This window comes from Aggregatilinea sp. (assembly GCF_036822615.1).
Lineage (GTDB): Bacteria > Chloroflexota > Anaerolineae > Aggregatilineales > Aggregatilineaceae > Aggregatilinea.
In genome coordinates this window covers 1-11826 of sequence record NZ_DAISHJ010000025.1, presented here as the reverse complement: position 1 = coordinate 11826, position 11826 = coordinate 1, and the positions used below count along the sequence as shown (strand labels likewise).

Below are 11826 nucleotides of genomic sequence, written 5' to 3'. Positions count from 1 at the left end.
CTGGAGCCGGTAAGAGAAACGGCGGTGAACCTGATGGTCCCACCAGAAAGGAGACGTTTTCGCAGGACGATTGTGCGTGCTTGTTTCCCGTTTCCCCCGACAGCCCGCCATAAGGAGAATGCCCGATGAAGACGAAAAAAATAACATTGGTGCTGGTCGCCGTGCTGCTGTTGAGCACGCTGGCCGGCGGCGCGACCGCCCAGGCGCGCCAGCGCGAAACGGTCACGATGTGGTTCTGGGGCGCTCCCCCGGAGCATCAAGTGACCATGAACGAAGTGCTCGTCGAACCCTATAACGCGTCGCAAGATGAATACGAGCTGGTGCTCGAGTTCCGCAACACCGTAGACAACGATATCGCTGTGGCGTTAGCCGCCGGTGAAGGTCCGGATATCGTCTACGGGTCTGGCCCGTCGTTCGTCGCGCCCTATGCCGCCGCCGGTAAGCTGGAATCGATGGACAAGTATTCCGAGCAGTACGGCTGGCAAGATCGTATTCTGGCCCCGATTTACGAATCGGGCACAGTCAACGGCGAGCTGTACGCGCTGCCTAACTCGCTGAACACGCTCGGTATCTTCTATAACAAGGCCGTCCTTGAGGAATATGGCTGGGAGCCGCCGACCACGATCGAGGAACTGGAAGCGATCATGGATGCCGCGATGGAAGAGGGTCTCTACGCTTCCGTCACCGGCAACAAGGGCTGGCGGCCCGTTAACGAAAACTACACCTCGCTGTTCCTGACCCACATGGCCGGGCCGGAAGCCGTCTATGAGGCGCTGACCGGTGCACGTTCGTGGAACTCGCCCGAAATCGCCGCCGCGATCGCAAAGTCGGCGGAGTGGTACCAGAAGGGCTATCTGGCCGGGGAAGACTACATCAACCTTAACTTCAACGACGCCGTGCAGCTTCTGGCCGCGCACGAATCGCCGTTCTTCATCGGCCCGACGCTCGTCTTCCAGTTTGCGACACAGTTCTTCAACGAAGAGAGCGGCAACGTGGACGATCTGGGCTTCATCCCGTTCCCGTCCATCGGCGATCTGCCGTACCCGCTCTACACCCTGGGGACCACCGCGTCTCTGTCGATCAACGGTAATTCCGACCATAAGGAGGCTGCTGCGGCCATCATCGACCGCATGATGACTCAGGACTTCCTGGTTCAGATGACCGCGCGCTGGCCGGGGTACTGGGGCGTGCCGGTGAAGGAACTGGACGTGAACCCCGACGACTTCACGGGCCTCTCGCGTGAGTATATCATCGCCATTCAGGACATGATCAACGCCGTCAACGAAGGCCACTTCGGCTACTTCTCCGCGACGTTCTTCCCGCCCGCGACTCAGCAGGAGTTCATCAACGTCGATACGGTCTGGCTCGATACGGCTTCGGTCGATGAGTTCCTGACGCGCATCGACGAGGTGTTTGCTGAGGAGCTTGAGAAACAGATGGTTCCGCCTATCCCCGCCCCGGGTGAATAGGACGATCGGGCGCTGCGCGGCGCCCGACCGGTAACGAACGGAGAGCGCTGTGTGCCGGGCTGGGGACGTCCGGCACACAGCCGTTCGGTCAGGCATCTCTGTCGTGCATAAAGGATCTTGCGTATGAAGTCGCTTCGCTACCATCTGTTGGTGATGCCTGCGCTGCTCCTCAGCCTGTCGATTATCGCCGTTCCAGGCCTGTTGACCGTCTACGTGTCATTCACGGACTGGAACGGCGTCTCGCCGCACATGAACTGGATCGGGTTTGGCAACTATCGAGCTATTTTTGACGATAAAGTATTCTGGCAGGCGCTGACCAATAACTTTCGCTGGACGGTGCTGTTTCTGACCATCCCGGTGTTCATCGGGATGCTGACGGCAGTCCTGCTGCTGCGGCGCAAACGAGGCCGGACTGCGTACCAGATCATCTTTTTGTTCCCCTACGTGCTGGCCCCCGTCACCAACGCAATCCTGTGGCTGAACATCATGCTGAACCCGCTGACGGGCGTCGTGGGCTACCTGCGCGACTACGGCTTTCCGATCCGCTCGCCGTTGGGCAACCTCGATACGGCGCTCTACACCGTCGCCACGGTCGATATCTGGCACTATTGGGGCTTCCTGACAATCGTCTACCTCGCTGCGCTGCGCCAGACGCCGCAGGAATTGGTCGAAGCGGCGCGGGTGGAGGGCGCGAACGGCTGGCAGTTGTTCCGCCACATTTACCTGCCGTCGATCCGGCCCACCGTGCAGTTGATGTTCGTCATGATCATCATCTTTTCCTTCCTGACGTTCGACTACGTCTACCTGCTGACAGGCGGCGGCCCCGCCCACGCGACGGAGATGCTGAGCACCTACGCCTATACGTTTGCTTTTCTGACGTTCCAGTTCGGTAAGGCGTCGGCGGTGGGGCTGGTGATGAGTCTGTTCGGCCTGTCCGCCTCCTTCCTGTACGTCTGGCTCAGTCGAAAGGATATTGCGGCATGAGATACCGGCTGTCACAGGGGATCGGGAACACGACGGCACACCTGATCCTGATCCTGTTCGCGCTGACGGCGCTGTTTCCGCTGTCGCTGGTGGCGGTCAACAGCCTCAAGACGCACCGTGAGGTCGTCAAGAATCCGCTGGCGCTGCCGCAGGCGCTCGACTGGGAGAATTATTCCGAAGCGTGGGAGTTCGGGCATTTCCAGCAGGGCTTCATCAACAGCATCAAGCTGTCCGGCACGGCGATCCTGACCGTGCTGGTATGTTCGTCGCTGGCCGGGTACGTGCTGGCGGGCAAAAAGATCAGGACGTGGCCGCTGATCATGATTTATTTCATGGTCGCCATGACCGTGCCCATACAGTTATTCATGTTTCCCCTGTACTACGTTTTCGCCCGGCTGCATCTGCTGGGCAGCGTCTACGCGGTGGGCGTGGTGCTGGCCGCGCTGAACCTGCCGCTGGCCGTGTTCCTGATGCGGTCGTTTTTCCTGAACGTGCCAGTCGAGCTGGAAGAAGCCGCCATGATCGACGGCGCAGGCACGATGCAGCTCCTGCTGCGCGTGATGCTGCCGCTGGTGTCGCCGGGGCTGATCACGGTCGCGGTGATCGTGGGCTTGCAGTCATGGAACGAGTACCTGATCACCTCGACGTTTTTGCAGGGACAGTCGAACTTCACCGCGACGCTGGGCTTCCTGTCGATGAACGGCACCTATACCGTCGATCAGGGGCTGATGATGGCCGCCGCCGTGATCATGATCGGCCCGGTGATCGTGTTTTTCGTCGCGGTGCAGCGTTACTTCATCGACGGGCTGGTCAGTGGGGCGTTGAAAGGGTAAAGGACGAAGGATGCCGGTTGCGCAGTATCGAGAGCAGATTTACGCGGGCGTGTTGGGCAAGATCATCGGAGTGTATCTGGGGCGTGCCGTCGAAGGCTGGACCTACGACGCGATCCGGTCGCGCTTCGGCACGGTGGATTTTTACGTCAACGAGAACATTGGCATGCCGCTGATCGTGCCCGACGATGACATCTCCGGCACGTTTGTGTTTTACCGCGCCCTGGCCGATAACGCCTATCCCGCCGCCATCACTGCGCGGCAGGTGGGCGAAACGTGGCTGAACTACGTCATCGAGGACAAGACGATCCTGTGGTGGGGCGGTCTGAGCCGTTCCACCGAGCACACCGCGTTTTTGCGCCTGAAGGCGGGCATTCCCGCGCCGCAGAGCGGATCGATCGCGCTCAACGGGCAGTCGATGGCGGAGCAGATCGGCGCGGAGATCTTCGTCGATACGTGGGCAATGGTCAACCCCGGCGACCCGGAGCGGGCCGTTGCGATGGCGCGCGAAGCCGCGTCGGTCAGCCACGATGGACTGGCGGTCGAGGCGGCGTGCGTGCTGGCCGCGATGGAAGCGCTGGCCTTTGACGAGCCGCGCCTGGATGTGCTGATCGAGCAGGGACTCAGCATGACGTCCGATGCGCGTCTGCTGCGCATGGCGGGCGACATGATCGACGTCTGCGCCAAAACGGACGACTGGCGCGCCGCGCGCGACTGGATCGCGCAGCATCACGGCTACGAGCGCTACCCCGGCAACTGTCCGATGGCGACCAATCACCTCGCGGTGCTGATGGCGCTGATGATGGGCGGCGACGACTTCCAGCGCAGCATCATGATCGCGGCGTCGGCGGGCTGGGACACGGACTGCAACGCGGGCAATGTCGGCTGCTTGAACGCGATCCGGCTGGGATTGCCTGCCCTGGATGCCGGGGCGGATCTGCGCAAGCCCGTGGGGGATCGGATGCTGGTGGTTAGCGCCGATGGCGGCGAGTGCTTCACGGATGCCGTGATCGAGACGCGCAAGATTGTGAACGCGGCGGCAGCGCTGCGCGGGGAGGCAGTCGAGCTGCCTTCTGCGCGCTACGCCTTCGAGTATGCGGGATCGACGCAGGGCTTCGCCATCCACCCGGCACCCATCCTGGGGCAGGCGGTGACGCGCGTCGAAAATGCGGCGCACACCTCTGGCGACGCGGGGCTGATGATCCTCTACGAAGGGCTTGCGCCCGGCACGCGCGGGACCGTTTCGGTGCAGACGTTCGTAGACCCGGAGCCGAAGGGTGCCAAAGGGACCAGCTACTTCGAGGTGATCGCCAGCCCGACCCTGTACCCGACGCAGACCGTGCGCGCTGTGGTCAAAACGTACGACGAGGGCAATCCGGGGCTGGCGTTTTTCGTCGATTACTACGACGAAAACGACGAGATCGCTACCCTGACCGGCGAACCGTTTGCGCTGGCGAGCGGGATCAACGACCTGGAATGGACCGTGCCGGATACGGGCGGCCACCCGATCTATCGCCTGGGCCTCATGCTGACCGCCGCGCGCAGGCTCGATGGGGCGATTGCGCTGCTGAGCCTGGACTGGTCCGGCGCGCCGGAGCGTTTCGTCATGGGCCGCTCGATGGATCTCTCGCCCTCGCTGACGCCCTGGACGACCGTCACCACCTGGATGAACACCTTCGTCAGCTCCGCGCGTAACCTCGCGCCCGACTACACCACGACGCTTTCACTCTCGCATCCGACCGAAAACGGCGTGATCACGACCGGCACGCGCGACTGGGCGGACTACGAGGTCGCCTCGACGATCACGTTTTTGCAGCAGCGTGCGGCGGGACTCGTGGCGCGCGCCAGGGGACACCGGCGCTACTACGCGGCGGCGATCCGCGACGGGCAGGCCGTGATCCTCAAGCGCCGTGACGAGGACATGATCGTACTGGCCGCCGGGCGGCAGGGCTACGCCGTGGACGAGACGCACGCGCTGGCGCTGCGCGTCCAGGGGGACCGGCTGGTGATGCTCGTGGACGGGCAGCAGGTCGCGGAAGCGGTGGACGGCGAGTATCCGTCCGGCGGGGCGGGTTTCGTGGTGGACGAGGGTGGCATCCTGTGCGACGGCTTCAGTGTCGCGCGGATTTGATGGAATCGATGGAGACGGGATACATGGGTATCGAACGTTACGCCGCGCAGATGTACGCGGGCGTGCTGGGCAAGATGATCGGGGTCTACCTGGGCCGTCCGGTCGAGGGCTGGTCCTACGAAAAGATTCAGGAAGTCTTCGGTGAAGTCGATTATTACGTGCACGACCGCATCGGCGCGCCGCTGGTGGTGGCCGACGACGATCTCTCCGGTACGTTTGGGTTTTTCCGCGCGCTGGAAGACAACGGCTATCCGGTGGACCTGACCCCGCAGCAGGTCGGGCAAGCCTGGCTGAATTACATCATCGAAGACAAGACCATCCTGTGGTGGGGCGGACTGGGGCGCTCGACCGAGCACACCGCCTACCTGCGCCTGAAGGACGGCGTCCCCGCGCCGCGCAGCGGATCGATCGCGCTGAACGGCCCGACCATCGCGCAGCAGATCGGCGCACAGATTTTCATGGACGCGTTTGCGATGACCTCGCCCGGCGACCCCGACCGCGCGGTGGCGCTGGTGCGCGCGGCGGCGTCGGTCAGCCACGACGGGATCGCGGTCGAGGCGGCGTGTTTTCTGGCGGCGATGGAAGCGCTGGCATTCGACGTGCGCGCGCTGGATGATCTGATCGAGGGCGCGCTGCCTTACGTGACCTTGGCCACGCTGAAGAAATTGATCGATGACGTGCGCATGATCTGCGCGCAGGAATCCGACTGGCGCGCCGTGCGCGCGTGGCTCGATCCGCGTTATGGCTACGGCGTATGTCCCGGCCCGTGCCACATCATCCCCAACCACGCGATGGTGCTCAGCGCGCTGCTGTTGGGCGGCGACGACTTCCAGCGCAGCGTCACGATCGGGGCGTCGGCGGCATGGGATACCGACTGTAACGCGGGCAACGTCGGCTGCCTGAACGGCATCCGGCTGGGGCTGGAGGGGCTGCGCGGCGGGGCGGATTTTCGCGCGCCGGTCGCGGATCTGCTCTACGTGGTGACGGCGGACGGCGGCTCGTGCGTGACGGACGCCGTGCAGCAGACCAACGGCATCGTGCGTGCGGCGGCGGCGTTGAACGGCGAGCCGGTTCCCGCACGCGGGCCGCGCTACAGCTTCGACTATCCCGGCTCTACGCAGGGTTTTGTCCCGTGCCCCTATGGCGATGCGCCCTATCCCGTGGCGCGTGTCGGCAACCTGAACGAGTCCTCTGATGAAAGCGGGCTGGCGATCGAGTATTGCGCTTTAGCGCAGGGGGTGGCGTGCCAGGTGTCCACGCCCGTATTCCTCGATTTCAGTGTATTGGCGAATAACTTTGCCACGATCGCCAGCCCGACCCTCTATGCCACACAAACGGTGCGGGCGCACGTCAAAGCGTTCGCGGGTGTGAACCCGCGCCTGCGGTTTTACGTGCTGTACTACGACTCCGATAACGAAGTCCGCCGCATGGCGGGCGATCTGTTCGATCTGGTGCGCGGTGTGAACGCGCTCGAATGGACCGTGCCCGATACGGGCGGCATGCCGATCTTCCGGCTGGGGATCGAGCTGGTCGCGGACCGGCGCCTGGACGGGCGAATCGGTTTCCTCGACCTGGACTGGGACGGCGCGCCCGCTGCGTTCGAGCAGCAGGGTATGCTGATGACCTCGATCTGGAACCTCGCGCCCTACTGGTTGCAGGCGTGGGTGAGTTCGGCGCGGCAGTTCGCACCCGACTTCACCTATACCTACTGCATCTCGCATACGATAGACAACGGCGTGGTCACCATGGGCACGCAGGACTGGGCCGATTACAGCGTGGAGAGCGGTATCGCGTTCAGCCTGCACGAAGCGGGCGGTCTGGTCCTGCGCAGCAAGGGGCACCGGCGCTACTACGCCGCGATCCTGTCCGGCGGCACGACCTCGTCGATCATCGCCCGGCGCGATAATGTGGTCGAAACGCTGGCGTCAGTGCCGTTTCCGTACGAGATGGATCGTGTCTACGCGCTGCGGTTCGAGGCGCAGGGTGATGCGCTGGTGCTGTCGATTGACGGTGCGCGCATGCTGGAAACGCGCGATCCTGAGGGGCGGCACGCGCGCGGCGGAGCCGGGTTCGTCGTCGAGCGCGGTACGATCCTCGCGGACGGCTTCCGCGTCGCGGCGCTGTAGGCGTTTAACGCGGTATCTGCCGCCAAGTGTGGCGCGCATCTAAAGTTTTGGGTGGTAAAAAATGCCGAAGGCTGCCAGCGTTGGGCGGATGCGCGATTCGAGAATCTCGATGCGGATCCGCTGCGCGGTGACCGGCGCAAAACGCAGCAGGCGCTTGTAGCCGATCACGGTCGATTCCCCGACCACGCGCCACGTATCGCCTATCAGCGCCGACAGCCGGAAGCGCTCGATGCGCTGCCCGCTGCGAATGTGCTCCTGAAGCATGGCGACGTTGAACGTGCGCGGCTCCGGCAGATTGATCGTGAGCACGGCCTGTTCCTGCCCGTCCGCTGGGGTCCAGAACGCAGCCGTGCCGCCATCGAGAATATTTTCCGCCGCGTGCTCGCCGGACCCCGGCGGATCGGCGGATACGGAGGCATCCCGCGCCAGATTCCGCTCAAAAATCTCTCGCAGCAGCGTGCCCAGCTCGCGGGCGCGCTGCGCGTCGTGCTCGTGGATCAGGCCGCGCGGGTCCGGCGGAAAGTTAAGTAAAAACGTCGCGTTGCCGCCGACTGCGTTGAAATAAATACCGAGCAGTTCGTCCAGCCCGCGCACCTGATCGTCTTCCTCGGCGTGATAGAACCAGCCGGGCCGGATCGAGATGTTGACCTCGGCGGGATACCAGACCAGATCGTCCACCTCCGCGATTTTCGCGCGGCTGCCCAGGTCGTTATCCGTGCTGTTGAACCGGACGCGAAACGCCTCGTCGTCCTGCTGCTGCGACTTTTCAGCGATCTTCTCGTTGTCGCGCAGGCTGGCGGGCACGACGCTCCATTCGCTGGGACGGCAGTGGCCCGCTTCGTTGCCACACCAGCGCGTGTCCGGCCCGCAGACCGAGATCACCGCGTTAGGCTGAAGCTCGCGCACGACGGCGTAATAAGCGTCCCAGTCATATTCCTGGCGTTTGCTGTTCGACCCTTCGCCGCACGCGCCGTCGAACCAGACCGCGAACACCTCGCCGTAACTTGTGAGCAGCTCGCGCAGTTGGTTCGTGAAATAGGCGTTGTAACGGGGCGAATCGCCGTAAGAGGCTTCGTGCTTGTCCCAGGGCGAAACGTAGATCCCGAACTTCAGCCCGTGACGGCGGCACGCCTCGGACACGTCCCGCACGACATCGCCCCGGCCTCCGCGCCACGGGCTGCTTTTGACCGAGTGATCCGTCAACGCGCTGGGCCATAAACAGAAGCCGTCGTGATGCTTGGCGGTCAGGATCAGCCCGCGCATCCCGCCCGCTTCGATCACGCTGGCCCACTGCTCGGCGTCGAACCCGGTCGGGTTGAACAGCGCCGGATCTTCGTCCCCGGTGCCCCACTCCCGGCCCGTCCACGCGTTTATGTTGAAGTGGATGAAGGCGTAAAACTCGGTTTCCTGCCACGCGATCTGGCGCGGCGAGGGACGTACGGCAGCCGCCCGCAGCACTGCATCCATGCCCGTCATCCCTTGAGCGCTCCGGCGAACCCGCCCTGAATCCGGTTGAAGAACAGCGCATACACGATCATGGTGGGGACCATCACGATGGTCACCGCCGCGAACAGGCCGCTCCAGTCGTTCGCAAACTGCTGCTTGGCCTGAAGGTAATACAATCCCTGTGCCAACACGTACTTGGTCCGCTCGCCTTCCATCGCGCTGTCGATCATGATCGTCGGCAGGATGTACTGGTTCCACATGCTGATGAAGTTGAAAATGCCCACCGACACCAGTCCGGGCCGCGCCATCGGCAGCATAATGCGGAAGAACGTCTGGTAGTGGTTCGCACCGTCTACTGCCGACACTTCCAGAAAGTCGCGCGGGATGCCCCTGAAAAATCCGGTCATGAAAAAGACCGTAAATGGCAGCGAATACGCGATGTAGACGAGGATCAGCCCGATGAACGAATTGCGCAGGTGCAGATCCTGCGTGATCAGGTACAGCGGGACCAGCCCCAGGAAGATGGGGAACATCATGCCCGCCACGAACACCGAGAAGACGATCCCGCGCCCGCGAAATTCAAAGCAGGCGATCACGTAGGCGACCATCGACGCGAACAGCAGGGTCAGCGTCAGCGCAGGCACGACGACGATCAGCGTATTGGCGAAAAACTCCCCGATGCGCGCCGAGGTCCAGGCGCGTTCCCAGTTGTCGAACCGGATCTGGTCCGGCAGCGCCCACGGATCGAAGAAGATCGCGCGGTCCGTTTTAAACGAGTTCACTACTGACCAGATCATCGGGAACACGACGGCCACCGTCCACGCCGCCAGCAGGAGGTAAATCAGCGTCATGAACAGGGTGCGCCTGCCCGCCAGCTTGAGTTTTGGCGCGGCGACGGCGGACTTGGCGTTGGAGGTCTTGGTAAGCTGCATGAGGTTTACTCTTTAGGTTGGAGGAGACCGGTCCGGGTCAGTTCCACAAGGGATCGCGCCGTGTGAGGTGCATCGAAATCACGGACAGCGACATCACGATGACCAACAGCACCACGCCAATGGTCGCGCCATAACTGAAGTTGCTCTGCAAAATCGCCTGGTCATATAAGTAACGGGCCAGCACGTCGCCGCTGTGCGAGGGGCCGCCCTCTTTCGTCAGGATCTGGACGTAGGCGAACATGTCCATCGAGCCGATCGCCATGAAGATGATCGATGTGCGGATCGTTTCCCAGGTCAGCGGCACGGTGATGCGCCAGAACAGCTTCCACGAGTTCGCTCCGTCAATGCGCGCCGCCTCGTACAGTTCGCCCGGAATGCTTTGCATCCCGGCGATGAGCAGCACCATGTAAAAGCCGACCGCCTGCCAGATGGCGATCACGATGATGCAGGGCAGGATGGTGTCAGGATCGCCCAGCCACGGAAAACGCTGGAGCGGCTCATAATGAATCAGCTCGAAAAAGCCGTTCAGGATGCCGACCGTCGGGTGGTAGACGTAGCTCCACAGGATGGCGATGATCGAGACCGAAATGACCTGCGGGAAAAAGAACACGATGCGGAAAAAGGTCGCGCCGCGAATCGCTTCCTGGTGGAACAGCGCCGCGAAAAACAGGGCGATCGCCATCGTGATGATGGGGAAGGTGAGCAGGATCTTGGCGTTGTTGCCCAGGATCGTCCAGAACACGTCGTCGTGGAGCAGCTTGTCGTAGTTGTACAACCCGGCAAAGCTGACGTTGCGGGACAGTCCGCGCCACCTGGTGAACGACATCGCAAACGCACCGGCGAAGGGCGCGAGGACGAAAGTTCCGTACAGCAAGAGCGGCACGATCAGGAACGAAATGATAAAACGGTTCTGTCCTTGTTTCATGGTATCTACGTCTTGGCTGGGCCAGCGGGAAGGCGTGCACCATCGCACAGAGCAGCAGTTCTGCTCCGCTGGCAGTCAAATAGTGCGATGCGATTATAATAGGCCTATGGAAAGGCAGAGGATAGCGACAAACCTCTTTGCCCAGATGGTGAACGCTATCCTCTGACCTTGTATCCCAAGATGTGTGCTTACTCGTGGGTGAACTTGGCGATGTCCGGGTCCTGCGCCACGTCGTCGGCGGCCTTCTGGACCTGCTCGACGAAGCCGTCAGGATCGGTGTCGCCGCTCATCAGCGCGGTGATGGCGCTGTCGAGCGCGCTGCCGACCGGCTTGTACCACTGAGACAGGCGGAAGTCGATCGCTGCATCGGCAGCCTGACCCAGCTCGACGCCGCGATTCAGGAAGGGCGACATTTCCACGCCGTCCGTGCCACCGGCCACAGCCATCGTACCCTTGCCGCTGGCCGCGAACTGCTGCGCCGACGCCACCGACATCAGGATGCGGATGAATTCCATGCCGTGCTCGGGATTCTCGGCGCCCGCCGGGACGTAGTACGGCTCGCCCGCCGTGGTGCCGACGCCGTTGAGGTATTCCGGCTTGTCGGCGTACCCTGGCACGTTGGCGACCAGCGTCACGAAGTCGGGCGGCAGGATGGTGGACATTTCCGATTCGAGCCACGTTCCGCACGGGATGAACGCCGCGCTGCCCTTGTAGAATTCGGTCTGGGACTGCGTGTGATCCAGGCCGACGGTGCCCTTCAGCAGCCAACCGCGATCGTAGATCATGTACAGCGACTCGACCGCGCGCTTGACTTCCGGCGTCATCCACGCATTCGGCTCCAGGTTGTCGATGGCCTTCAACGCGTCATTGCCGCCTGCACGGTAGATCAGCGGGACCAGGATTTCTTCCCACAGGTAGCCGGGGTAAATGCCCTGGTAGGTCCACGGCGCGATGCCGTCTTCTTCCTTGATGGTGTCGCACAG

Annotated in this window: 8 protein-coding genes and 1 pseudogene; 5 read left to right on the top strand and 4 right to left on the bottom strand. The window is 62.8% G+C overall.

Translation table 11 applies throughout. From position 1 onward, the window contains the following. Window positions 1–125: 125 nt before the first annotated feature. The 5 genes from V7116_RS10090 (at window position 126) to V7116_RS10070 (ending at window position 7540) form a co-directional block, all read left to right on the top strand. Window positions 126–1469 (top strand): ABC transporter substrate-binding protein, encoded by a 1344-nt coding sequence (locus V7116_RS10090; protein ID WP_324391792.1) that lies wholly within the window; start codon window positions 126–128, stop codon window positions 1467–1469. A 123-nt stretch (window positions 1470–1592) separates the two neighbouring features. Beyond that, window positions 1593–2453: a carbohydrate ABC transporter permease gene (locus V7116_RS10085; protein WP_324391791.1), complete on the top strand. Its 861-nt coding sequence runs from the start codon at window positions 1593–1595 to the stop codon at window positions 2451–2453. Continuing rightward, window positions 2450–3286, top strand: a complete 837-nt coding sequence (locus tag V7116_RS10080; protein ID WP_324391790.1) for a carbohydrate ABC transporter permease — start codon at window positions 2450–2452, stop codon at window positions 3284–3286. The genes V7116_RS10085 and V7116_RS10080 overlap by 4 nt, the downstream gene beginning before the upstream one ends. Before the next feature lie 10 nt (window positions 3287–3296). Beyond that, entirely contained in the window at window positions 3297–5414 is a 2118-nt protein-coding gene (locus V7116_RS10075) for an ADP-ribosylglycohydrolase family protein (protein WP_324391789.1), read from the top strand. A 23-nt stretch (window positions 5415–5437) separates the two neighbouring features. Further along, window positions 5438–7540, top strand: a complete 2103-nt coding sequence (locus V7116_RS10070; protein ID WP_324391788.1) for an ADP-ribosylglycohydrolase family protein — start codon at window positions 5438–5440, stop codon at window positions 7538–7540. 39 nt (window positions 7541–7579) lie between these two features. Here the strand turns inward: V7116_RS10070 and V7116_RS10065 are convergent, their stop codons facing one another. From V7116_RS10065 to V7116_RS10050, 4 genes and pseudogenes are all read right to left on the bottom strand, one after another. Then, complete coding sequence (locus tag V7116_RS10065; RefSeq protein ID WP_324391787.1) at window positions 7580–9007, bottom strand: alpha-L-fucosidase; 1428 nt, start codon at window positions 9005–9007, stop codon at window positions 7580–7582. 5 nt (window positions 9008–9012) lie between these two features. After that, complete coding sequence (locus tag V7116_RS10060) at window positions 9013–9918, bottom strand: carbohydrate ABC transporter permease (RefSeq protein WP_324391786.1); 906 nt, start codon at window positions 9916–9918, stop codon at window positions 9013–9015. Between the two features lie 37 nt (window positions 9919–9955). Continuing rightward, window positions 9956–10843: a carbohydrate ABC transporter permease gene (locus V7116_RS10055; protein WP_324391785.1), complete on the bottom strand. Its 888-nt coding sequence runs from the start codon at window positions 10841–10843 to the stop codon at window positions 9956–9958. A gap of 188 nt (window positions 10844–11031) precedes the next feature. Continuing rightward, window positions 11032–11826: pseudogene (locus tag V7116_RS10050) on the bottom strand (N-acetylglucosamine/diacetylchitobiose ABC transporter substrate-binding protein); the annotation flags it as partial.